Origin of the sequence: Tardiphaga sp. 20_F10_N6_6 (assembly GCF_052076045.1) — a bacterium.
Lineage (GTDB): Bacteria > Pseudomonadota > Alphaproteobacteria > Rhizobiales > Xanthobacteraceae > Tardiphaga > Tardiphaga robiniae.
Window position 1 is genome coordinate 5,388,472 of the sequence record NZ_CP197239.1, and the last position, 22,855, is coordinate 5,411,326.

26 protein-coding genes are annotated in these 22,855 nt (G+C 63.5%); 19 read left to right on the forward strand and 7 right to left on the reverse strand.

Annotation, left to right across the window (positions count from 1 at the left end):
• Positions 1–76 precede the first annotated feature (76 nt).
• The 3 genes from hisG to AB7813_RS25780 form a co-directional block, all read right to left on the reverse strand.
• On the reverse strand, positions 77–1,054 hold the full coding sequence (hisG, locus tag AB7813_RS25770) for an ATP phosphoribosyltransferase (protein WP_441228722.1): 978 nt from the start codon (positions 1,052–1,054) through the stop codon (positions 77–79).
• The gene (locus AB7813_RS25775) at positions 1,051–2,217 is read right to left on the reverse strand and encodes an ATP phosphoribosyltransferase regulatory subunit (protein WP_441228723.1); all 1,167 of its coding nucleotides are present in this window, start codon (positions 2,215–2,217) and stop codon (positions 1,051–1,053) included. Before AB7813_RS25775 ends, hisG begins: the two co-directional genes overlap by 4 nt.
• A gap of 113 nt (positions 2,218–2,330) precedes the next feature.
• On the reverse strand, positions 2,331–3,095 hold the full coding sequence (locus AB7813_RS25780; protein WP_441228724.1) for a 16S rRNA (uracil(1498)-N(3))-methyltransferase: 765 nt from the start codon (positions 3,093–3,095) through the stop codon (positions 2,331–2,333).
• Between the two features lie 202 nt (positions 3,096–3,297).
• Here AB7813_RS25780 and AB7813_RS25785 point away from each other — a divergent pair, with 202 nt between their 5' ends.
• The 7 genes from AB7813_RS25785 to AB7813_RS25815 all read left to right on the forward strand — a co-directional run bounded on the left by AB7813_RS25785 (position 3,298) and on the right by AB7813_RS25815 (position 9,785).
• Complete coding sequence (locus tag AB7813_RS25785) at positions 3,298–4,008, forward strand: hypothetical protein (RefSeq protein ID WP_374725691.1); 711 nt, start codon at positions 3,298–3,300, stop codon at positions 4,006–4,008.
• A 25-nt stretch (positions 4,009–4,033) separates the two neighbouring features.
• Entirely contained in the window at positions 4,034–4,966 is a 933-nt protein-coding gene (ubiA, locus tag AB7813_RS25790) for a 4-hydroxybenzoate octaprenyltransferase (protein ID WP_441228725.1), read from the forward strand.
• A 33-nt stretch (positions 4,967–4,999) separates the two neighbouring features.
• A complete protein-coding gene (locus tag AB7813_RS25795; RefSeq protein WP_309947173.1) occupies positions 5,000–5,938 on the forward strand; it encodes a LysR substrate-binding domain-containing protein in 939 nt (312 codons plus the stop codon).
• A 147-nt stretch (positions 5,939–6,085) separates the two neighbouring features.
• Positions 6,086–6,628, forward strand: a complete 543-nt coding sequence (locus AB7813_RS25800; protein WP_441228726.1) for a thiamine pyrophosphate-binding protein — start codon at positions 6,086–6,088, stop codon at positions 6,626–6,628.
• On the forward strand, positions 6,616–7,212 hold the full coding sequence (locus AB7813_RS25805; RefSeq protein ID WP_093759374.1) for a thiamine pyrophosphate-dependent enzyme: 597 nt from the start codon (positions 6,616–6,618) through the stop codon (positions 7,210–7,212). Before AB7813_RS25800 ends, AB7813_RS25805 begins: the two co-directional genes overlap by 13 nt.
• 114 nt (positions 7,213–7,326) lie before the next feature.
• Entirely contained in the window at positions 7,327–8,322 is a 996-nt protein-coding gene (locus tag AB7813_RS25810; protein ID WP_441228727.1) for a Bug family tripartite tricarboxylate transporter substrate binding protein, read from the forward strand.
• A gap of 20 nt (positions 8,323–8,342) precedes the next feature.
• Positions 8,343–9,785 carry an FAD-binding oxidoreductase gene (locus AB7813_RS25815; RefSeq protein WP_441228728.1) on the forward strand — a complete coding sequence of 481 codons (1,443 nt, stop codon included), beginning with the start codon at positions 8,343–8,345 and terminating at the stop codon, positions 9,783–9,785.
• Positions 9,786–9,812: 27 nt separating this feature from the next.
• Here AB7813_RS25815 and AB7813_RS25820 read toward each other — a convergent pair whose 3' ends face one another.
• On the reverse strand, positions 9,813–10,337 hold the full coding sequence (locus tag AB7813_RS25820; RefSeq protein WP_439057293.1) for a DUF6101 family protein: 525 nt from the start codon (positions 10,335–10,337) through the stop codon (positions 9,813–9,815).
• A gap of 284 nt (positions 10,338–10,621) precedes the next feature.
• On the opposite strand from AB7813_RS25820, the gene AB7813_RS25825 reads away from it, so the two are divergent.
• The 6 genes from AB7813_RS25825 (at position 10,622) to lpxK (ending at position 16,135) form a co-directional block, all read left to right on the forward strand.
• Positions 10,622–12,022, forward strand: coding sequence for a TldD/PmbA family protein (locus tag AB7813_RS25825; RefSeq protein ID WP_439057294.1), 1,401 nt, complete (start codon positions 10,622–10,624; stop codon positions 12,020–12,022).
• A gap of 40 nt (positions 12,023–12,062) precedes the next feature.
• Complete coding sequence (locus tag AB7813_RS25830) at positions 12,063–12,818, forward strand: 3'(2'),5'-bisphosphate nucleotidase CysQ (RefSeq protein ID WP_441229003.1); 756 nt, start codon at positions 12,063–12,065, stop codon at positions 12,816–12,818.
• Positions 12,819–12,879: 61 nt separating this feature from the next.
• Positions 12,880–13,125, forward strand: a complete 246-nt coding sequence (locus AB7813_RS25835; RefSeq protein ID WP_068733639.1) for a DUF4170 domain-containing protein — start codon at positions 12,880–12,882, stop codon at positions 13,123–13,125.
• Positions 13,122–13,835: a lysophospholipid acyltransferase family protein gene (locus AB7813_RS25840; protein ID WP_441228729.1), complete on the forward strand. Its 714-nt coding sequence runs from the start codon at positions 13,122–13,124 to the stop codon at positions 13,833–13,835. Before AB7813_RS25835 ends, AB7813_RS25840 begins: the two co-directional genes overlap by 4 nt.
• Positions 13,828–15,132, forward strand: a complete 1,305-nt coding sequence (locus tag AB7813_RS25845; protein WP_441228730.1) for a 3-deoxy-D-manno-octulosonic acid transferase — start codon at positions 13,828–13,830, stop codon at positions 15,130–15,132. Before AB7813_RS25840 ends, AB7813_RS25845 begins: the two co-directional genes overlap by 8 nt.
• Entirely contained in the window at positions 15,125–16,135 is a 1,011-nt protein-coding gene (lpxK, locus tag AB7813_RS25850) for a tetraacyldisaccharide 4'-kinase (RefSeq protein WP_441228731.1), read from the forward strand. Before AB7813_RS25845 ends, lpxK begins: the two co-directional genes overlap by 8 nt.
• Positions 16,136–16,253: 118 nt before the next feature.
• Here the strand turns inward: lpxK and AB7813_RS25855 are convergent, their stop codons facing one another.
• The gene (locus tag AB7813_RS25855; RefSeq protein WP_089261889.1) at positions 16,254–16,481 is read right to left on the reverse strand and encodes a DUF2093 domain-containing protein; all 228 of its coding nucleotides are present in this window, start codon (positions 16,479–16,481) and stop codon (positions 16,254–16,256) included.
• Between the two features lie 120 nt (positions 16,482–16,601).
• Positions 16,602–18,203: an exodeoxyribonuclease VII large subunit gene (xseA, locus tag AB7813_RS25860; RefSeq protein WP_441228732.1), complete on the reverse strand. Its 1,602-nt coding sequence runs from the start codon at positions 18,201–18,203 to the stop codon at positions 16,602–16,604.
• Between the two features lie 122 nt (positions 18,204–18,325).
• On the opposite strand from xseA, the gene AB7813_RS25865 reads away from it, so the two are divergent.
• The 6 genes from AB7813_RS25865 to AB7813_RS25890 all read left to right on the forward strand — a co-directional run bounded on the left by AB7813_RS25865 (position 18,326) and on the right by AB7813_RS25890 (position 22,407).
• On the forward strand, positions 18,326–19,312 hold the full coding sequence (locus AB7813_RS25865) for an alpha/beta hydrolase (RefSeq protein ID WP_441228733.1): 987 nt from the start codon (positions 18,326–18,328) through the stop codon (positions 19,310–19,312).
• A 4-nt stretch (positions 19,313–19,316) separates the two neighbouring features.
• The gene (locus tag AB7813_RS25870; RefSeq protein WP_439062907.1) at positions 19,317–19,868 is read left to right on the forward strand and encodes a hypothetical protein; all 552 of its coding nucleotides are present in this window, start codon (positions 19,317–19,319) and stop codon (positions 19,866–19,868) included.
• Between the two features lies 1 nt (position 19,869).
• The gene (locus AB7813_RS25875) at positions 19,870–20,172 is read left to right on the forward strand and encodes a winged helix-turn-helix domain-containing protein (protein ID WP_439062908.1); all 303 of its coding nucleotides are present in this window, start codon (positions 19,870–19,872) and stop codon (positions 20,170–20,172) included.
• A gap of 21 nt (positions 20,173–20,193) precedes the next feature.
• Positions 20,194–20,697 carry a DUF6622 family protein gene (locus AB7813_RS25880; RefSeq protein WP_441228734.1) on the forward strand — a complete coding sequence of 168 codons (504 nt, stop codon included), beginning with the start codon at positions 20,194–20,196 and terminating at the stop codon, positions 20,695–20,697.
• A 103-nt stretch (positions 20,698–20,800) separates the two neighbouring features.
• Positions 20,801–22,084 (forward strand): phosphoribosylamine--glycine ligase, encoded by a 1,284-nt coding sequence (gene purD / locus AB7813_RS25885; protein WP_184513747.1) that lies wholly within the window; start codon positions 20,801–20,803, stop codon positions 22,082–22,084.
• A 68-nt stretch (positions 22,085–22,152) separates the two neighbouring features.
• Complete coding sequence (locus AB7813_RS25890; protein ID WP_441228735.1) at positions 22,153–22,407, forward strand: DUF6894 family protein; 255 nt, start codon at positions 22,153–22,155, stop codon at positions 22,405–22,407.
• Here AB7813_RS25890 and AB7813_RS25895 read toward each other — a convergent pair.
• Positions 22,378–22,824, reverse strand: a complete 447-nt coding sequence (locus AB7813_RS25895) for a nucleoside deaminase (RefSeq protein ID WP_441228736.1) — start codon at positions 22,822–22,824, stop codon at positions 22,378–22,380. The two genes, AB7813_RS25890 and AB7813_RS25895, sit on opposite strands and share 30 nt — an antisense overlap.
• Between the last annotated feature and the right edge of the window lie 31 nt (positions 22,825–22,855).

Sequence of the window (22,855 nt, forward strand, 5' to 3'; positions counted from 1 at the left end):
TATCTAAAATACGCTCATGAATCATATGGTAATCAGCCAGTGCGTCCGCCAGCAAGGCGAAACGCCGCGCTGCGCGTTACTGCCGCAAGAACGCCTCAAGTTTGGCGAACAGCGGATTCTCGCGATCCATCACATAGTCGAGCGAGGCGACCGAGACGGTATCTGCGCCGTTGGCACGCAGGAAGCTGCTCAGCGCGTAAAGCTGCGCCGGCGGGCAGTGCAGCGTGATCATGCCCGACGAGGTCGGGCCGCCGAACGGCGACACCACGCCGAAACGGTTGTGGGCCTCGGTGAGGAGCGCCTGATTGCAGCCGGCGAAGCGGGTGCGCACTTCCTTGTATTTGCTGGCGCGGGCGCGCGCGGCAATGTGGTCGAGAATGATGCGCGCAGTTTCCAGGGACTGCGGCGACCAGTCGGCGGCGCGCGAGGCGACGAGATTGGCCTGGCTGCGCAGGATGACGCCGTCATCGAGTACCTTGAGGCCGTTGGCGACGAGGGTCGCGCCGGTGGTGGTGATGTCGACGATCAGTTCGGCGGTGCCGGTGGCCGGTGCGCCTTCGGTGGCGCCGGCGCTTTCGACGATGCGATAGTCGACTACGCCGTGCGACGCGAAGAAGTTGCGTGTCAGGTTGATATACTTCGTGGCGACGCGCATGCGGCGATTGTGCTGCGCGCGGAAGCCGGTGGTGACGTCGTCGAGATCGGCCATGGTGCGGACGTCGATCCAGGCCTGAGGCACCGCGACCACCACATTGGCGCTGCCGAAGCCCAGGCCTTCGATCAAAGCGACCTTCTTGTCGGCGTCGGGGATGCTCTCGCGCAAAAGATCTTCGCCGGTGATGCCGAGATGCACGGCGCCGCGCGCCAGGTTCGAGGCGATCTCGCTGGCCGAGAGATAGGCGATTTCGACATTGTCGAAGCCGGCAATGGTGCCGCGGTAATCGCGCACGCCGCCCGGCTTCGCCAACGTCAGGCCGGCGCGGGTGAAGAAGGCTTCGGCGTTTTCCTGCAGGCGTCCCTTGGACGGAACGGCAAGGACGAATGGTGTGGTCATGACGCGCTCCCGGAAACCAGCGCCGAGGACGCGTTGTGAGTGAGGGCTTCGATCCAGATCGAGAAGCCGACCGCTGGGATCGGCGTAGCGGAGCCGAGCTGCGTCAGCAACCCGTCATACCGGCCGCCGGCGACCAGCGGCTCGGTGCCATTGCCCTTGCGGTGCAGTTCGAATTCGAAGCCGGTGTAGTAGTCGACGCCGCGGCCGAATGAGGTCGAGAAACGCGTCCTGGTGGTATCGATACCGCGCGCCGCCATGAAGCCGATGCGGCTTTCAAATTCGTCGATGGCGGCCGTGATGGTGAGTTTGGCATCGGAGGCGAGCTTGCGCAGTTGCTGCAGGGCATCGTCGGGATCGCCTGAGATCGCGAGGAAGCGCTTGATCAGCACCAGCGCATCGCGCGGCAGTGCGCCGCCTTTCAGCGTCGACTGTTCGAGGAAGCGATCGGCGATTTCCGCCACCGAACGGCCGCCGACATTGGTGGCACCGGCGATCGACATCAGGTCGGTGACCAGTGCCAGCGCTGCCTTGCGGTCGGAGCCCGCGAGAGCGGCGAGCACGCCTTCATATTCGTTGCGGACCGGCGACTCCGCGAGGGTGAGCCGGTCGAGATCGTGGGTCAGGCTGATCTTGCGGTTGAAGTCCTTCATCAGCCGGCGCTTCCACACCGGATAGAGGTCGAGCGCCTCGATCAGCGCCGCGAACAGGGCGACGTCGCCGGTGCGGATTTCGATATCGCTGAGGCCAAAGGCAGCCGTCGCCTCGAGGCCGAGCGCCAGCATTTCGGCATCGGCGGCTGCGCGATCCTGACGGCCGAAGGATTCGATGCCGGCTTGCTGGAATTCGCTGGGCGTGCCCTGTCGATAGCGGAACACCGGGCCGAGATAGCTGAAGCCCGCAGGCTGGCCAGCCTGCGGTGAGGCGAGATAATCGCGCGCCACGGGGATCGTGAGATCCGGCCGCAGGCACAGCTCTTCGCCCGACGCGTCGGTCGTCAGATACAGGCTCTTGCGGATGTCTTCGCCGGACATATCGAGGAACGGATCGGCGGGTTGCAGGATCGCCGGCTCGGCATGGGCGTAGCCGGCCTCGGCAAACGACAACAGCAGCGCATCCGCCCAGGCGGCGGATCCGGTCGCGCGAGGGGCGGCGGGTTTGGTCATCTCGAAGTCCAGCAATCTCAACAGAGTGGTCGTTGGCGCAGCCCATAGCATGGCGGTTGCGACGTTTCGACCACCATCACCCGGTGGCCTTAATGTCGGGTCATGGCAGCGGGCTATTTGCCTACTTGGTTACCATTCCAGTCACCAAGGGCCGTCTGCACCAGTGCCAGCGCAGCCACCGCCGCCGTATCGGCGCGCATGATCCGCGGACCCAGCGCCAGCCGGAGAATATTGGCCTGTTTCAGCAGCAAAGCCCGTTCTTCCTCGGCAAAGCCGCCTTCCGGGCCGATCAGCACATCGATTCCGGCTGAGGCGGCCGTGCGGGCACCGGTCAACGCGGCCACGGGATCGGCCACCTCGGCGGCTTCGTCGCAGAAGATCAGCAGCCGCTTGGCGTCCCGCTGGTCGAGATATTTGGGCAGGTTCAGCGGTTCGGCGACGCTGGCCACGCTCAGAATTCCGCATTGTTCGGCCGCCTCGACCACATTGGCGCGCATCCGCTCGGTATTCACCCGGCTGGCCTGGGTAAAGCGCGTCATGACCGGCTGCAGCGCCGCGGCGCCCATCTCGATGGCCTTCTGCACCATGTAATCGAGCCGGGCGTGTTTCAGCGGGGCGAATACATAGGTCACGTTGGGCAGGTGGTCCTGCGGCCGGACCTGGGTCAGCAGGGTCAGGCGGTCTGCCCGCTTGCCGCCAGAAATGGCGGCCTGCCATTCGCCGTCCTTGCCGTTGAACACCAGCACCGAGGCGCCGGAGCCCAGCCGCAGCACATTGCCGAGGTAATTGCTCTGGTTGCGGTCGAGCGAAATGGTCGCGTCGGCTGTAAAAGGCGCATCGACAAACAGGCGGGGACTGCGGAAATCGGCTTGCGGCATCGTTCATGTTCCATTCAGAGGGCGAGCTTTAGCCCAACTGCGACGAATTATCATGCGAGAACGCGGGTTTGCGCCGCGCTGCCGCCCGAATCCGCGTGCTCTTGGTGGGTTGTTAAGGCTTGGCAGGAATCGTAGAAAGTCCTGAATCAGGATGGGCTTCGCCCCCGATCAATCGGGGCACTGAGCTGCCGGAGGAATATCTGTGATCATCCGTCGTTTGATTGTGCCGCTGTCCATGGCCGTGTTCGCCATGCAGGCTATCGAAGTTCATGCCCAGGGCGCGTTTCCCGCGCCGCTGCCGGGCAACAGCTCGGCTGCGCCTGCGAGTTCGTCGCCGTTCCCGCCGGTGAATGGTGCGCCTGCCAGTGCGTCGCCATTTCCGCCGGTCAATGGTGCGGCTGCCGCACCCAGTGCGTTTCCCTCCAATGGCGCTGCGCCGATTGGTGGTGGCGGCTTCGGCGCTCCTCCGCAGCAACAGGCGGGCCCGCCCGGCGGCGAAGATTGCATGAAGGGCTTTCTGCCCCTGCGCCAGGACGCCGAAAAGAAGGGCGCTGCCATCAAGGCTGCGAGCGAGCGTCGCGCGCCGCCGGACGAGGCCTGCAAGCTGATCACCTCTTTCTCGCAGACCGAAGTCAAGATGATCAAATACATCGAGGCGAATGCGCAGAAGTGCGGCATCCCGCCCAATGTCGGCGAACAGATGAAGACCGGCCACAAGAACACCGAAGGCATGCGGCAGAAGGTGTGCAGCGTCGCGCAGCAGCAACGGGGTGGCGGTGGTGGCGGCCCGGTGGCAGCGCCGCGCCTCAGCGACGTGCTGGGCTCCTCGGCATCGCTGCCGGAAGCGAACAATGCGCGCAAGAGCGGCGGCACCACCTTCGATACGCTGAACGGCAACGTGCTCACCCGATGATCGGGTGGCAGATCATTCTGTTCCAATGAGCGACGCGGCCGCCCGCGTTGCGGATGCGACCGGCAACTGGGTCGATCGCTCGGCGCCGTTGTGGTCGCGGCCCTATCTGCGGCTGTCGCGCTTCGACCGTCCGATCGGCTCATGGTTGCTGCTGATGCCGTGCTGGTGGTCGGCGGCGCTCGCCTCCGGCATGGCGCATGATATCCATCAATTGCCCAAGATGATCGCGCTGTTCTTCATCGGCGCCTTCGTCATGCGCGGCGCCGGCTGCACCTGGAACGACATCACCGATCGCGACCTAGACGCCAAGGTGGAGCGCACACGCTCGCGGCCGATTCCGGCCGGGCAGGTCACGGCGAAACAGGCTTTTGCATTTCTGGTGCTGCAGGCCCTCATCGGTCTCGTGGTGCTGCTTCAGTTTAACACTTTCGCGATTGCCACCGGCATCGCCTCGCTTGGCATCGTTGCCGCCTATCCCTTCATGAAGCGCATCACCTATTGGCCACAGAGCGTGCTGGGCCTCGCCTTCTCGTGGGGCGCGCTGATGGGCTTTGCTGTCGTGTTCGGCCGCATCGATGCAACAGCGCTGGCTTTGTACGCGGGTTCGATCTGCTGGGTGATCGCCTATGACACGCTCTACGCTCATCAGGACACCGAGGACGACGCGCTGATCGGCGTGAAGTCCACCGCGCTGCTGTTTGGGGAACGCACGCAGGCCGCGCTGACGCTGTTCTACGGGCTTACCGTGTTGCTGATCGGCGCGGCGCTAGCACTGGCTGGCGCACGCTGGCCGGCATGGCTCGGCCTCGCGGCATTCGCCCTGCATCTGGTCTGGCAGATCACCCGCACCGATATCAGCGACTCCGCGCTATGCCTGCGGCTGTTCAAGTCCAACCGTGACGCGGGGCTGCTGCTGTTTGCAGGATTGCTTGTGGATGCCATCATGCGGGCGGCGTAATCGCGCCTTCCTAAGCACTGGTGGACCACAGAGATGGACGTCGCGCAGCTCAAGACACTCATCCATGTGGCCGAACTGGGAAGCCTGAGCAAGGCCGCCGATCGCCTTCGCATTGCGCAGCCGGCCTTGAGCCGGCAGATCAGACTTCTGGAAAAAGAGCTCGGCGCCGCGCTGTTCGAGCGGCACGGGCGCGGCATGGTTATCACGGAGATCGGCCGCGAAGTTCTCAACCACGCCACCCGCGTGATGACCGAGCTCGATGCCATTCGCAATGTCACCTCGGAGGAGAGCGCGTCGTTCAAGGGGCTCGTCTCCATCGGCACGACGCCGACCGTGGCCGAGATCGTCACCGTTCCCCTGGTGAAGAAGATCAAGGAAGTGCATCCGCAACTCTCGATCCGGCTGTCATCGGCCTTCACGGGCCATCTGCTCGACTGGCTGCAGCGCGGCGAGCTCGAACTCGCCGTGTCCTATGATCCGCAGCCGCTGCGTTCACTGCGCATCGTGCCGGTGATGATGGAGAACCTGCTGTTCGTCAGCGCGGGCAGCAAGGGATTGCGGATGGACCGTCCCGTTCCGTTCGCGGCGCTGGCCCACGAAGAGCTGGTTCTCCCCAGCCTGCGCCATGGCTTGCGCGGGATCATGGAAGAATGCGCGCGGCAGGCTGGCATTCAGTTGCGTGGCAGTGTCGAAGCAGACTCCTTCGGCGCGATGATCGATCTGGTGCGCAACGGTGTTGGCTCCACTGCTTTGCCGCTCGCGCCGATCCACGTGCTGGTCGAGAGCGGCGTGCTCTGTGCGGCGCCGCTAATCGATCCCACACCGGCGCGCAAGCTGGTGCTGGCCTATCCGGCAGACCGTTCGGTCAGCGCGGCGGCGCGCTTCGTCGGCGATACATTCACGGAGATCGCCGCCGATCTCGTCGCCCGGAATATCTGGGTTGGACACATGATCGATCCCAGGAAAACGTAGCTGCGTCGCACCATTCGCGCGTTGTCGAGTGCTGCAACGCCAGAGATCAAATCTCGGCATATCTCTTCGAGCAAATCGGTATGCGTCGGGCTGTCTGCTTTGGGCTAAGCGTGAGTCAGCGCTATGCTGCAAGCAACGGAGACTGGAATGTCAGATGCAGGGCCCACGCCCGGTTCACAGGTGGATTGGCGGCACGATGTGTTCCGCATCCTGAAGGAGGCCGACGTCAAGCACATCGTCTATGTGCCCGATGCCGGCCATTCCACGGCGATCCGTCTCGCCGACGAGGATAATGCGATCAACTCCGTGGTGCTGACGACCGAGGAAGAAGGCATCGGCTATCTCGCGGGTGCCTGGCTCGGTGGCGAGCGCGGCGCGCTGCTGATGCAGTCCAGCGGTGTCGGAAATTGTATCAACACGCTGGCGCTGCAGGCCTGCACGCGCTTCCCGCTTCTGATGGTCGTGACCATGCGCGGCGACTGGGCCGAGTTCAATGCGTGGCAGAATCCGATGGGGCAGGCGACGGACAAGGCGCTCAACCTGATGGGCGTGCTGACCTGGCGCGCCGATGAGCCGCAGGATGTTGCGCCGCTGTTGCATGGTGCCGCATCGATGGCATTCAATGGTGATGCAGCCTGCGCATTGCTCCTGGGGCAGCGTTTGATCGGAGAGAAGCAGTGGGTCAAGTAAACGCAACCGGCGCGCTCGATCGCCGCGAGGTCGTGCAGAAGCTGCTGGCCGGCCGCAAGGATCTGCTCGTGGTCACCGGCCTCGGCTCACCGTCCTATGACGTGATGGCTGCCGGCGACCACGACAACAACTACTATCTCTGGGCGGCGATGGGCAGCGCCGCCATGGTCGGGCTTGGACTGGCGACGGCGAAGCCCGATCATTCGGTGCTGGTCATCACGGGCGATGGCGAGATGCTGATGGGTATGGGTGGACTCGCGACCATCGCTACCCGCAAACCTGCCAATCTCACCATCGCGATCCTCGACAATGGACATTTCGGCGAGACCGGCATGCAGGTCAGCCACGCCGGGCTCGGCGTCAATCTCGATCGCGTGGCGCAGGCCTGCGGCTTCGGCTGGACGCGCGAGATCCGCGATATGGCCGGCGTGGAGGATCTGCGCACTCGCCTGTCGTCGCGCGATGGCGTCAAGCTAGCGACCATCAAAGTGAAAGCGGAAAACCCGCCGCGCGTGCTACCGCCGCGTGATGGTGTCTATGTGAAGAACCGATTCCGTGCAGCGCTGGGACACGCGCCGCTCTGAACCAACGGAAGGGGCGCTCATCCATGTGGATGCGGCGCCCTTCTGACGATCGCTGGAAGACCCAATGCTGGAAAACCAGTGTGGGAAACAAAAATCATCAAGGGTAGGGAAACAATGGCGAGCAAGATCACACGCCGCACGTTCTGCCGCTCGGCAGCCGTTGCGGCGTCCAGCATGATGATTCCGAGTACCCGTGTCTGGGCGCAGGCGGACCTGCCGAAAAGCCCGATTACGCTGGTCGTGCCGTTCGCAGCTGGCGGGGCCACCGACATCGTCAGTCGGCATGTCGCCAAGAAGGTCTCCGATCAGATCGGACAAACGATCCTCATTGAAAATGCCGGCGGCGCTGGCGGTGTGGTCGGTGCCACGCGGGTCGCGCGCGCGAAGCCTGATGGGCTGACATTGTTGATGGGCACCATCTCCACCCACACCATCAATCCTCTGATGGCGAAGGTGCCGCCTTACGATCCGGTCAAGGATTTCACCGCGATCTCGATGCTGGTGACGGTGCCCAATGTGTTGATGGTGTCCAAGCAGGTGAAGGCGACCACCGTCGGCGAACTCATCGCGCTGCTCAAGGCCGATCCGACCAAATATAGTTACGGGTCGTCGGGCGTGGGAACGCCGCCCAATCTGTCGGGAGAACTGTTCAAGGTGCAGGCGGGCGTGAAGATGGAGCACGTGCCCTATCGCGGCGGCGCGCCGGCCATGAACGACCTGATGGGCGGACAGATCCCGGTACTGTTCGACGTGCTGAGCGGCGCGGCGCCGTTCATCAAGGCGGGCTCGATCCGCACGCTGGCCGTTACGACCAAGAAGCGGTCGCCGTCCTTCCCTGATATCCCGACCGTTGCCGAGTCCGGCCTGCCTGATTACGAGACCTATACCTGGAACGCGGTGTTCGGCCCACCCGGCATGGCGCCGGCGTTGGCAGAGCGGTTGAGTTCGGAGTTCCGCAAGGCCGTCGCCGATCCGGACGTGGCGAAGCAGTTGCGCGAGCTGAGCGGCGATCCGGTGGGCTCGACCGGCGCCGAGCTCGAGGCGCAGGTCAAAGCCGAGGGCGTGAAGTGGGGCCCGATCATTCGGGCCGCCGGTCTGAAGGCGGAGTAGCTCTGCGGAAGGATAGCGTGTTGACGTCTCTGAAAGCTGATCCTGCCGCATTTCTTGCTGCCGTGGCCGCAGTTATTGGCGGCAAATATGTGCGCACTGGTGCGGATGCCGATGCCTATCAGCAAGACTGGCGCGCCCGTTATCGCGGGGCTGCTGTCGCTGTAGCCCTGCCGGGAAGTACGGAGGAAGTTGCGGCACTGATGGGCGTCTGCCGCAGCTTCGGTGTGGCCGTCGTGCCGCAAGCCGGCAATACCGGGCTCACCGGCGGAGCGGTCGCACCGGATGAATTGGACTGCCTGATCGTCAATGTCTCGCGGCTCAACCGTGTGCGTCATCTCGATCCACTCAACAATGCGGTGACGCTGGAAGCCGGCTGCATTCTGGCCGATGTGCGTGCGCTGGCTGACCAGCACGACCGGCAATTTCCCGTGTTGCTCGGCAGCGTCGGCAGTTGCGAGGTCGGCGGACTGATCTCCACCAATGCCGGTGGCACGGGTGTGCTGCGTTACGGCAATATGCGCGAGCAGGTGCTCGGGCTGGAAGTGGTGCTGGCGGATGGTCAGATCTGGAATGGCCTCAGGGCGCTGCGCAAGGACAATACCGGCTACGACCTGAAACAGCTCTTCATCGGCGCCGAGGGCACGCTCGGCATTGTCACTGCCGCTGTGCTGAAACTGTATCCGAAGCTCATGGTGTCAGCGACGGCGATGGTGTCGATGGACGAGGTCGGCCAGGCGATTGCGCTATTGCAGTATCTGCAGCGCACCACGGGCGGTCGTGTCGAAACCTTTGAACTGATGTCGCAGAGCCAATTGCAGATCGTGCTTCGTCATGGTTCTGCGAGCGGCAGTCCGATGGCGGGTGAGGCGCCATGGTATGTGCTGCTCGAACTGGCGGACAGCGCCGCGGACTGGAACGCCGTGGAAAGCTTGGAGACGGCACTGGCCGCAGCGATGGAGGAAGGGCTCATCGGCGATGCGGTGATTGCGACCGATCAGGCCAAGGCCCAGAGGATCTGGAACCTGCGTCACACGATTTCTGAATCCAACAAGCGCGAGGGTTTTACGGTGTCGAACGATACGTCGGTGCCGATCTCGGCGCTGCCGGAATTCATCGACCGCGTCACGCGTCGGCTGCAGCGCGAACTGCCCAATGCGCAGGTCGCGCATTGCGGGCATGTCGGCGATGGCAATGTGCATGTGATCGTCGTGTTTCCCTACGACATCGGCGATGCGCGGGTCCGCGAGGCTGCGGCGCACGAGGCCAACACCATCGTGCATCAGGAAAGCGTCGCCTGTGGCGGCAGCATCAGCGCCGAGCACGGCATCGGCCGCATGCATATCGATCGGCTTCCGCTCTACACGTCGGAAGTCGAGCTCGATCTGATGCGGCGCGTGAAACTCGCACTCGATCCCGACCGGATGATGAATCCGGTCAAGGTGTTGCGACTGCCGGGAGAGTAAGACGGCAGGAGGCTCCTGCCTGTCTTCTTAGTGTCGCGCGATGATCTCGCGTTCACCCTTGTAGCTGCCGGCTTCGCCGAGCAAAGCGCCCGGACGACGACGTACCAGAAATTTCGGGCGACGTTCGCGAATCGCATTGCGGCGACGGCGGCGCTGAGACGGTTCGTAAGTCTTCTCTTCCGGCAATTGCGGAAGCGCGAAGATCTCGCTCCACATCTGCCAGGCCATGTCGATTTCTTCGCGATCCGAACTGACCAGCAATGGAATCGACAGTGAAGGATCGCGATGCGCGAGCATCAGCATCTTGCCGTCGTCGAGACCGCGCAAGGTGACGCCGAGAAAATCGCTGACGCGCACATTGATCGCCATGCGCATGCCGCCGACGGCGCGATGCAGGACGACCCGGGTACGATGCAGTTCGATATGGCGGATCGCTCCGTCGGCGCGGGTATCATGCGCCTCGAAACGAACCGGAAGTGAATGGGGATCGAGCCGCAATGCGCTGCCCGATCCCGGGGCATGGGCCCCACCTGTCGCTGTTTGATGCCTCACGGCTTTTTATCTCCCCGCCGGAATTATGTTCCCGGTCGATGGGGAGACCTTGCCAGAGCCGGTTCGGAATCGGCTTAAAAAGGCTGGTTAATCGAATCCGACTGCCCTTCATGATTGACAGAAGCTTGGCAGGCATGATTGACGAACCGTTGCGAGAGCCCTGAAATTCTTTCCTTTTCGGCGCGGCAAATGCTTGAAGTCCCTGCGAAATAAGCACATCTCTAACAGCGGCCATCGCCGCTTCGGACCTGTTGAAATCGTCTCTCAATGTTGGGATTTTGTTCGTGAACTCTTCACCAAACGCATCGTCGTCTGTCTCCACGAAATCCGACAATTCCGATCTGCTCGATCAGTCCGTACTGTCCACGCTGGCGCAGCGTCTCGTCGAGGCTGCCAGGAAGGCCGGCGCGGATGCCGCGGATGCGGTCGCGGTGCGCGGCGTGTCGCATGGTGTCGAAGTGCGTGACGGCAAGGTCGAAGCCTCCGAGCGTTCGGAAGGCGACGACATGGGGCTGCGCGTGTTCGTCGGTCGCCGTCAGGCGGTGATCTCCACCAATGACATGTCCGGCGACAATGTCGCACAACTGGCCGAACGTGCTGTCGCGATGGCGCGCGTCGCACCCGATGATCAATATGTCGGCCTTGCCGACCCAGCGCTGCTTGCGCGCGACTTTGCAAATCTCGATCTGCTCGATCCCGTCGTGCCATCGGTCACAGAGCTCGAACGCCGCGCTGTCGAAGCTGAAGAAGCCGCACTCGCGGTGAAGGGCGTGACAAAGTCGGGCGGCGCATCAGCCTCGACCGGCATCGGCGGCATGGTGCTCGTCACCTCCACGGGTTTCCACGGATCTTATCTGCGATCGAGCCAGGGCGTGTCGATGACAGCCATCGTCGGCGACGGCACCAAGATGGAGCGCGACTACGCCTTCACCTCGGCGTTGCATGCGTCCGATCTGGACTCGCCGGCCAGTGTCGGCAAACTCGCGGGCGAGCGCACGGTGGCGCGGGCCAATCCGCGCAAGGTGCCGACCTGCAAGGTGCCGGTGGTGTACGATCCGCGCGTCTCGAACTCGCTGGTCGGTCACGTCATCGGTGCCGCCAATGGCGCGTCCGTCGCGCGCAAGACCACGTTCCTCAAGGACAGTCTCGGCAAGCAGCTGTTCAGCAGCAATATCCGCATCATCGACGATCCCCTGCGCGTGCGCGGGTTGCGTTCGCAGTCGTTCGATGCCGAAGGCGTTGCGACGAAGCAGCAGGCCATCATTGATGGTGGCGTGCTTACGACCTGGCTGCTGGACTGCGCCACTGCGCGCGAACTCGGCATGACCACGACAGGCCACGCGCATCGTGGCGTGTCGTCGTCACCATCGCCCGGCGCTTACAATCTGCATATGGAAGCAGGCGACGTGAGCCCCGAAGACCTGATCGCCGATATCAAGGAAGGTTTTTACGTCACCGATCTGATCGGTTCGGGCGTCAATGGCGTGACCGGCGACTATAGCCGCGGCGCCGGCGGATTCTGGATCGAGAACGGCAAGCTGACTTACGCCGTCAGCGAGATCACCATCGCCGGTCATCTGTTCGAGATTTTCAAGTCGATGATCCCGGCCAACGACCTCGCTTTCAAATACGGCGTCAACGCGCCGACCGTGCGCGTCGAGGGACTGACGATTGCCGGACGCTGATCTCGACATCGACAAACGGCTCGCGCACGATGTCGCCCTGATGGCGGACACCGTGCGTGCGGCCGGCGAGCTCGGCCTCGCAATGTTCGGTACAGAACTCAAGAAATGGACCAAGGGCGAATCCTCCCCCGTCTCCGAAGCGGATATCGCCGTCAACGATCTGATCGAGAAGCGGCTTCGCGCCGCGACGCCCGAATACGGCTGGCTTTCGGAGGAGAGCGCCGATGACGAATCTCGTCTCGGCAAACGGCTGACCTGGATCATCGATCCGATTGACGGCACCCGCAGCTATCTCGCCGGTCGCGAGGATTGGTGTGTCTGTGTCGCGCTGGTCGAGGACGCCCGGCCGGTGATGGCCGCGGTATTTGCGCCATCCACAGATGAATTTTTCCTGGCGATCCGCGGGCAGGGCACCACCTGCAACGGCATTCCGGTTCGGGCCACGACCGGTTCCGCAATGGACTTTTCGCGCGTGGCGGGGCCGAAGCCTCTGGTCGAGCGGATGGTCCATCCCCGGCAGGACATTACCCTCTATCCGCGAATCGGCTCGCTGGCGCTGCGATTGTGCTGGATCGCCAATGGCCGGCTGGATGCGGCCTTTGCCGGGGGGCAGAGCCGGGACTGGGATCTGGCCGCCGCAGATTTGATCGTGCACGAAGCGAATGGTAGGATGACCGAGCTTTCGGGCGATCCCATCCTCTATAATCGCCGGGAAGTCACGCACGGGTTGCTGGTGGCAGCGGGGGCCGATCGCCATGCTTACATCGTCGAGCAATTCCAGAACCGCCGGGTTTAACCGGCTGCACCACTATCTTTGACTTATCGGATCGCAGCCGGTCGCTGCAGGAACAGGATTCATGTCTGACACACCACAGCAACTGCTTCATCTGGTCATCGGGGGCGAGCTGACCAACCTGAAAGAGACGACGTTCAAGGATCTCAGCCAGGTTGAAGTCGTCGGCGTCTATCCGAATTACGCGACGGCATTTGTCGCCTGGAAGGCCAAGGCGCAGCAGACCGTCGACAACGCCCACATGCGCTACTTCATCGTCCATCTCCATCGGCTGCTCGATCCGGGTCAAGACGCGAAGCCGACCGCTTGAAACGACTGCTCCGAAACACGCTGCGCAGCAGCTGGGTTCAGCGCGCCGCGGGGGTTCTCGCGGCCGAATTTTTGCGTCTGGTCTGGAAGACCAACACCTTCACCTTCGATCCCGTCGATGTCTATGACATTGTCGAGCCGCAGATGCCGGTCATCCTGGCGTTCTGGCATGGCCAGCACTTCATGACGCCGTTCATCCGGCAGAAGGACTATCGCGGCGCGGTGCTGATCTCGAAGCATCGCGACGGTGAGTTCAATGCGCTGGCTGCCGAGCGGCTCGGCATCGCGACCGTTCGCGGCTCCGGCGATCATGGCGGCGCGTTTCACCGCAAGGGCGGCGTCGGTGCGTTCAAGGAAATGGTGCGGGTGCTGGAGCGCGGTATCAATATGGCGCTGACCGCCGACGTGCCGAAGCGCTCGCGTGTCGCCGGCATGGGCATCATCATGCTGGCACGCGAAAGCGGCCGGCCGATCATGCCGTTCGCGATGGCCACCAGCCGCTACGTCCAGCTCAACAACTGGGACCGCACCACGATCAATCTGCCTTTCGGTCGCGGCGTGCTGGTCGGCGGTGAACCGCTGAGCGTTCCTGCCGATGCCGACGCTGCCACGATGGAGGCGCTGCGCCTGCAGCTCGAAGCCACGCTGAACGAGGCCACGCAGCGGGCCTATGACGCGGTAGGTCGGCCGGAAGGTGCGCGTCGTGCCTAACGCGCTGCCGATCACGCTGCGCGCCTATCGCAGATTGTCGGCGGCGCTGACGCCGCTTGCGCCCGTCCTGATCAGGCAACGGTTGAAGAAGAATAAGGAAGATCCTGCGCGCCTAGACGAGCGTCGCGGCATCTCGCAGATCGAGCGCCCCGCCGGGCCGCTGGTCTGGATTCACGGCGCCAGCGTCGGCGAAGTGCTGGCGGCGGCAGCGCTGATCGAGCGGCTGCGCGCGCTGGGCATGCGCATCCTCTTGACCTCCGGCACGGTGACCTCGGCCGAGATCATCGCCAAGCGATTCCCGACCGATATCATCCACCAGTACATTCCCTATGATTCACCGCGCTTCGTGGCGCGCTTCCTCGATCACTGGAAGCCGAGTCTGGCACTGTTTATCGAGAGCGATCTGTGGCCGAACCTGATCATCTCCGCCGCTAAGCGCCGTCTGCCGATGGTGCTGATCAATGCGCGCATGTCGCAGCGCTCGTTCCCGCGCTGGCAGAAATTTTCGGCGACCATCGGCGCCTTGCTCGGCCGCTTCGAGATTTGCCTGGCGCAGTCCGAAACCGACGCCGAGCGCTTCAGCGCATTGGGGTCGCGCAGCGTCGTCGTCACGGGCAATCTGAAGCTCGACGTGCAGGCGCCGCCGGGCGACGCCGTGAAGCTGGACAAGCTCATGGCGGTAACGCGCGGTCGCCCCATCATCGTCGCATCGTCGACGCATCCCGGCGAAGAAGAAATTATCCTCGAGACTCACAAGACGCTGACCAGTTTCTTCCCGAAATTGCTGACGGTCATCGTGCCGCGCCACGCCCATCGCGGAGCGGATATCGCGCAGATGATTACGGTGGCAGGTGCGCAGGTTGCCTTGCGCTCGCGCGAGGAATTGCCGCATGCAGGCGCCGATATTTACGTGGCCGACACCATGGGCGAGCTCGGCCTGTTCTATCGTCTGTCACCGGTGGTGTTCATTGGCGGTTCGCTGGTGCCGCATGGTGGGCAGAATCCGATTGAAGCCGTGAAGCTCGGTGCGTCCGTGGTGCATGGCCCGCACGTCTTCAATTTCACCGACGTCTATGAGGCGCTGGATGGCGCCGGCGGTGCAAAGCTCGCCGACTCCTCCGAGCAATTGGTGAAACAGCTCGGCCAGATGCTCGGCAACGAGGCGGCACGCGAGGCCGCGATCGAGGCCGGGCATCGCGTGGTTGAACGGCTTGGCGGTGCGCTCGATCGCACCCTGCATGCGCTGGAGCCTTATCTGATGCAGCTCCGGCTCGAAGCGGGAGCGCAGGATGCGTGAGCCGGCATTCTGGCGGCCGCCATCGACATGGTTGTCGCGTCTGCTGATGCCGCTTGGCGCCATCTATGGCGAAGTCGCAGGCAGCCGCATGGCGCGCAAGGGCGTCGATGTCGGCATTCCCGTTCTCTGCGTCGGCAATTATCACGTCGGCGGTGCCGGCAAGACACCGACCACGTTAGCGCTGGTGCAAGTGCTGCGCGATCTCGGCGAGACGCCGGTGGTGCTCAGCCGCGGCTATGGTGGAAAGCTGCGCGGCCCGGTGAAAGTTGATCCGTCGAGGCACGTGGCGGCAGATGTCGGCGACGAACCGCTGATGATGGCACGACAGGTGGCGGTGGTGATCTCCGGGGATCGCGTCGCTGGCGCAGCGCTGGCGCGCTCGACCGGCGCCAGCGTCATCGTGATGGATGACGGTTTCCAGAATCCGGCCATCGCCAAGGATGCGTCGTTTATTGTGATCGACAGCAATCGCGGTCTCGGCAACGGGCGCGTGCTGCCCGCGGGACCTTTGCGGGCGCCGCTCGATCTGCAGATCGCACGCACCGATGCATTGGTCGTGATCGGCGATGGTGTTGCAGCGACGGGCGTTGCGGCGCTGGTCGCTGGCAAGGGCGGTCCGGTGTTGACGGCGCGCCTCGTGCCGGACGAGACGTCAGTGGCAGCCTTGCGCAGCAAGCGCGTGCTGGCCTTTGCGGGAATCGGCGATCCCCAACGCTTCTTCCGCACGTTGCGTCATGCAGGTGTGGACGTGGCTGTGGAGAAAGCCTTCGCCGATCACCACCCGTATGCGCCCGCTGAGATCGATGCGCTGGCCCTGCAAGCGAAGCGAGATGGGCTCACGCTGGTGACGACGGAGAAGGATGTCGTCAAACTCAGCAGCGTGCCGGCCGCAGCGGAGATCGTACCATTCGCCGTCACGCTGGTCTTCGAGGACAAGGCGGCGTTGCAGGCTTTCGTGATCGAACGGCTCAATCGGGCAAGAGTGAAGACACTCGGAAGGTAGGATGGGCAGAGCCAACGGGTCGCGCGAAGCGCGCCCAATGATAAACTCCGCGAAACCCATCACCTTTCGTGCGGGGAGATGATGGGTTTCGCGAAGACGCTCTACCCATCCTACGACTTTACTTCTGACCCTTCACCGCGTCTGGATAATGCCGCGCCAGCACGGCATTCGGCACCGCATAGGCTTCCTGACGATCGACGCTCCAGTATTTCAACTCGTCCAGCGGAATGCGCTCGCCTGTGATGGCGCAAGTCACATAGGTGCCGGGTGACACCACGCGGAAATCGCCGTCGAGATATTGCAACTGGGCTTCGCCGTGGCCCGAGGGGCCAAATTTGTTCAGCACGGCTGTCTCCTGGATCGTCACTAAGTCGTCTTGCCGGATCGGTCACCGGCCCTGAATGTCGTCATCTCGTAGCATAAATAGGGCCGCGGCGTCGCCCAATAAAGGCGGCCCGCGCAACCTCTAGAACAGGCTGCCCTGATCGATTTTCGTCGCCTTTTTCGGCGCAGCCGGCGCTGCAGGCTTGGCCTCGCGGGGAGCAGGTGCCGTGCGGTCGCCATCGGCGGTCACATCCACACGGCCATCGGCGAATTCGATGCTCAGGCGCGCGCCCGCTCCGACAGCAGCGGCGGCATGCAGCGCTGCGCCCTGCTCGTCACGCACCAGCGCGAAGCCGCGGGCCAGCACGCTGCGATAGGAGAGGGCACCGAGCAGCTGGCTCGACGCCTGTACGCGCGCCTGCTGGCGCTGCACCAGTGTCGTCAATGCACGGCGCGCGCGTTCGGCAAGGCGCAGAGCGCGCTCCCGATCGCGCGTGATGGCATTGCGCTGCGCCTGCGCATTGGCGAGTTTGGAGGCCTTCAATCGTGCTTCAAGGCCAGTGAAGCGATCGCGGCGCTGCCGAAGCAGGGCACGCGCGGAGAGGCTCAAGCGTTCACCCGATACCGTCAGTCGCTGCGTGGCGTGCGCGATCTGTGCGCGCAGCACGCGCAGCGTCAGTCCGGCGCTGGCCTGCGCGAAGCGGCGATGATGCGCGTGTGTATTTGCTTTCAGAGCGCGCGGCAGCGATGCGGTTGCGCCGTCGAGACGCTGGCGCGGAATGGCGAGCAGTTCGCTGAGATCCGGCAGAGCACGCGCTGCGGCGCGCAGTTCGTTGCGGCGGGATTCCTGGCCGCGCTGCCAGCACAGCATCATGCGGCGCTCGAAGCCGGATATCTCCACCATCAGTTCGGCGCGCACGGGTACCGCCATTTCGGCAGCGGCTGTCGGCGTCGGCGCGCGCTTGTCGGCGGCGAAATCGATCAGCGTGATGTCGGTCTCGTGGCCCACGGCCGAGATCAGCGGGATCATGCTTTCGGCCGCGGCGCGCACCACGATTTCTTCGTTGAACGACCACAGGTCTTCCAGCGAGCCGCCGCCGCGCGCGACAATCAGCAGATCCGGCCGCGGAATGGCGCCGCCCACCGGCAGCGCATTGAAGCCATGGATCGCGGCGGCGACCTGTTCGGCCGAGCCTTCGCCCTGAACTTTCACCGGCCAGACCAACACGCGGCGCGGGAAGCGATCCTCCAGCCGATGCAGGATGTCGCGAATAACCGCGCCGGTGGGCGATGTCACTACGCCGATGACTTCCGGCAGCCATGGCAGCAGCTGCTTGCGCGCTTCGTCGAACAGGCCTTCGGCGCCAAGCTTGCGCTTGCGCTCTTCCATCAGCGCCATCAGCGCGCCGACGCCGGCGGGTTCGATGGCCTCGATGACGATCTGGTATTTCGACGAGCCTGGATAGGTGGTCAGCTTGCCGGTGGCGATGACTTCGAGGCCTTCCTGCGGCTTGAACCGCATCCGGCCATGGACGCCCTTCCAGATCACCGCCTCGATCTTGGCGCTCTCGTCCTTGAGCGAGAAATAGCAGTGGCCCGACGAATGCGGCCCACGAAAACCCGAGATTTCGCCGCGCACCCGCACGTTCCCATAAGTGTCTTCCACCGTCCGTTTCAGGGCTGAGGACAGCTCGGAGACGGTGAATTCGGGGGAATTGGTAAGGGGGGCGGCGGCTTTGGGCATCGAATCTCGGCTTTCAGGATCGTCGCAAAGTAGGGATGTCGGTCGCAAAACGCCAATCAGATATTGATTTGCAGATAACTCTATTATACAGAGTAATCTGTATTCAGAGAATGGCGGGTATTATGGCGTCGATATTGACCTTCGCGGTCCGTGGCATCGTTTGGCTCCTTGCCGCGGCGGGTCTGGCGGCCCTGGTGCTGGTCGGCATGATTGCGGTGCCGGTTTCACGGCCCAAGGCACTGGCCTCCATTGCGGACACGGCGCGCAGTGCGTATCGCGGGGACGTTCCGCCACTGCAGTATTTCCAGGCGAGAGACGGCTCGAATCTGGCCTACCGGCGCTACACGCCATCCGGACCGTCCGTGAGCCGTGCCGCACTGCTCATTCATGGCTCGTCGGGATCGAGCATAGCGGTGCACGCCCTGGCGAAAGCGCTTGCCGCGCGGGGCGTCGAAAGCATCGCTCCCGACATGCGCGGCCATGGCGCGTCGGGGACCCGCGGCGATATCGCCTATCTCGGTCAGCTCGACGATGATCTCGCAGATCTCGTCGGCCATTTGCGCGGGCAGGGGCTGGTGTCGCCACTGACGCTCGCCGGGCATTCGTCGGGCGGCGGGTTTGCGCTGCGCGTGGCGGGATCCGTCAATCAGGGGCTTTTCGCGCGCACCGTTCTGCTGTCACCCTATCTCGGCCTGAAGTCGCCCTCCACACGCGAGAACGCAGGCGGATGGGCCAGTCCGAATGTACCGCGCATCATCGCGCTCAGTGTGCTGCAGTCGTTCGGGGTGACATGCTGTTCGCAGCTCCCGGTCGTTGCCTTTGCCGTGCAACCGGGTTCGACCCGCATTCTGACGTCCGAATATTCATATCGGTTGCTGCAGAATTTCGGCACGCATCGCGACTACCGTCTGGATCTCGATCCGGCGAACGGGCCCATATCGGTCATCGCCGGGCGCAATGACGAGCTGATGTTCGCCGACAAATATCGCGAGGCGATGCAGTCGAAGGCCAATATCGACGTGCGCGTCCTCGACAACGCAAATCACATGGACGTTGTCAGCACGGCAAGTTTCGTCGCCGTTGTCGCCGACGATCTCGCAACGAGGTGACACCGTGATCAACAGCCAGGAAGCCAGCGCTGCGTTGATGGAGATCGAAAGCCTCAGTCGGCTGGTCCGGCAGTCGGTGTTCTATCGGCACGCCAGCACAATGCTCATTCTATGGGGCGTTGCGACTTTTATCGGTTATCTGCTCTCGTTCTTTGCGCCTGCTGCGGCTCCCGTCATCTGGTCGGTCGTCATTGTCGCGGGTGTCATCTGCGCGATCGTCATCGGGGCACTCAACAAGAAGCGCGAAGGCGTCAGCACCTTCGACGCCCGAGCAACGGCAGCGTTTATCGCGTTCGTGGCTTTTGGCTGTCTGTGGAGCATCGTTTTCGGGAACATGGCGCCGCGGCAGATCGGCGCGTTCTGGACGACTTACTTCATGTTGCCTTACGTGATGACAGGGTTCTGGTTCGGCCGCGTCTTTGTCGTGATCGGCATGAGCGTGATCGCGCTGACGTTGCTCGGTTACTTCCTGGCCGGACCATGGTTCACGCTCTGGATGGCTGTCGTCAATGGCGGCGGCCTGTTGCTCGGTGGCCTCTGGATGCGGCGTAGCTGACATGGCCGAACTCGACGACATCATCCATCAGCCTCTGCGGCTCAAGATCATGGCAGCGCTGAACGCTCTGCAACCGGCACAGGGGCTGGATTTCCCGCGCTTGAAGAAATTGACCGGCGCCACCGATGGCAATCTCGGCGCTCATATCGAGACACTGGCGAAAGCCGGTTATGTCAGCGTCGAGAAAGCGTTCGTCGGCAAGAAGCCGCAGACGACGGTGACAGCCACCGCCGCCGGGCGTGGCGCCTTCGCGCGGCACGTCGCCACCTTGCGTGAGATCATCGCAACTGCGGAAGGCAAGTAGAGCAAAGCCTGGGAGATTGTCATGGACATCGCGTGGCGCATTCTGACCAACACGCCGATCTGGGTGTTCGCGTTGCTGGCGCTGCTGATCTGGCTCGGAAGCCTGTCGCTCCGACCGCGAAAGACACAGCTGCGCCGTTTGCTGATCGTTCCAATGGTGTTTCTCCTGATGGGGCTGTCGCGGCTGATCTTTGCCGGCGGCCAATTGCATCTGATCGGGGCCTGGCTGGCAGCGGCAATCGTGATGGCGGCCGTCGCTCTGTCGATCGGTCCCGGCGAGATGACGGTCGATCGGCAGGACGGCACCATTCTGCGCCCCGGGAGCTGGCTGCCCCTGATCCGCAACCTGTCGGTCTTTCTGCTGCAATATGCCGTGGCGGTCGCAACCGCGATGAAGTTGGGTTCGGGTGCTGCCGTTCCGCTGATTGGCCAATTGGTGTCGGGGGCGTGCGCCGGCTATTTCCTTGGCTGGACGGTGGGTTTGATCCGCCGTTATCGCGCGGAAACACATGTCGCCGTCGCTTGAGGGGTTGGCCGCCTGGCCGATTGATTACTCAGACCGCTGATTGCTGTCCCGACGCGCCGTGCTAAACGATGGGCGTGTTTGATTGCAATTGGTCTGGCTGGTTATGAACATTCTCCTCCTCGGTTCCGGTGGTCGCGAACATGCGCTGGCGTGGAAACTCGCCGCGTCGCCGCTGCTGACCAAACTCTGGTGCGCGCCAGGTAATGCCGGCATCGCCCGGGAGGCCGAATGCGTGGCGGTGGATATCACCGACCATGCGGCCGTGATTGATTTCTGCAAGGTGAACAAGGTCGATTTCGTCGTGGTCGGCCCGGATGCCCCGATAGCGGCGGGCATCGTCGACGATCTTGCTGCCGTCGGCATCAAGGCATTCGGACCCAGTAAAGCCGCCGGCCAACTGGAAAGCTCGAAGAGCTTCACCAAGGAACTGTGCCGGGCCAATAACATCCCGACTGCGGCCTATGGCCATTTCCATGATGCAGAGTCTGCCAAGGCCTATATCCGGGCCCAAGGCGCACCGATCGTGGTCAAGGCCGATGGCCTCGCCGCTGGCAAGGGCGTTGTGGTGGCGATGTCTGAAGCCGAGGCGCTGGACGCGGTCGACATGATGTTCGATGGCGGCTTCGGCGAGGCCGGTGCGGAAGTCGTGATCGAGGAGTTCATGCAGGGCGAGGAAGCCTCGTTCTTCGCGCTGTGCGATGGCGAGCACGCGTTGGCGCTGGCAACTGCGCAGGACCACAAGCGCGCCTTCGACGGCGACAAGGGCCCGAACACTGGTGGCATGGGCGCCTATTCGCCGGCGCCTGTCATGACCGAGGCGCTCTGCGCGCAGGTGATGGACGAGATGATCATGCCGACCCTGCGCGCGCTCAGCGCCATGGGGACGCCCTATAAGGGCGTGATCTATGCCGGCGTCATGGTGACCGAGCAGGGGCCGAAACTCGTCGAATACAATGCCCGGTTCGGCGATCCGGAGTGTCAGGTGCTGATGGTCCGTATGATGTCGGATCTGCTGCCGGCGCTGATTGCCTGCTGTGACGGGCAGCTCAAGAATTTCGATCTGCGCTGGTTCCCGGATCCGGCGCTGACGGTGGTGATGGCCACGAAGGGCTATCCCGGCGACTACGACAAGGGCACGCGCATCGCCGGCTTGGACCGGGCCGAGAAGATCGAGGGTGTCGAGATTTTCCATGCCGGGACCAAGGCATCCGGCGACTGGATTCTCGCCAATGGCGGCCGCGTCCTCAACGTGACGGCCTCCGCCAAGACCGTTGCTGAGGCCCAGCGCCGCGCCTATGAGGCCATCGGCCTGATCAACTGGCCTGAAGGTTTCTGTCGGCGGGATATCGGCTGGCAGGCGGTGGCGCGGGAACGCAAGGGCAAGTAACGGTATTCGGGTGGTCCTCTCGGGGAACCGAAGGTTGTGGAACGCGTTGATGGGGCTGTGAGGTACCCATGGCGCACTATTATTTCGACCTCAAGAACGGCACGACGCAGCGCGACCACGCTGGTCGGGAGCTGCGCAGTGACGCCGAAGCGATTGCACAGGCTTATGTGATCGCCGACGAAGTCAGCGCCCGGCCGGCGATGCATCAGGACCATGAGCGCCACATCTGCGTCATCCACGAAGACGGGCACGAAGTGACCCGCGTTCCCGTTGACTTGGCTGTCAGCAAAGCCTCAGCGCCGCGCTTTAAAAAACTCTCGTAACAGCGTGGCGGACTGGGTTTCGCCCACGGACGGATAGACTTCCGGCGCGTGGTGGCATGTTTTTGCTGCGAAGAAGCGCACGCCGGAATCGACCCCGCCGCCCTTGGGATCGGCTGCGCCGTAATATAGCCGCCGGATCCGGGCGAAGGAGATTGCGCCCGCGCACATGGTGCAGGGCTCCAGGGTCACATACAGGTCGCAGTCGACCAGCCGCTCGCTGCCGAGCCTGGCGGCGGCCTCCCGGATCGCCAGGACTTCGGCATGGGCGGTCGGGTCGCGGTCCCGGACGGTGCGGTTGCCGGCTGTGGCGATCACCTCGTTATTCCCGACGATGACGCAGCCGATGGGGACTTCGCCGGCATTTCCGGCGCTTTCGGCCGCTTTCAGCGCCAGATCCATGAAAGAAGGTGCGGTCAACGGCTCGTTTCCTGCGCAAAACTCTGCTACG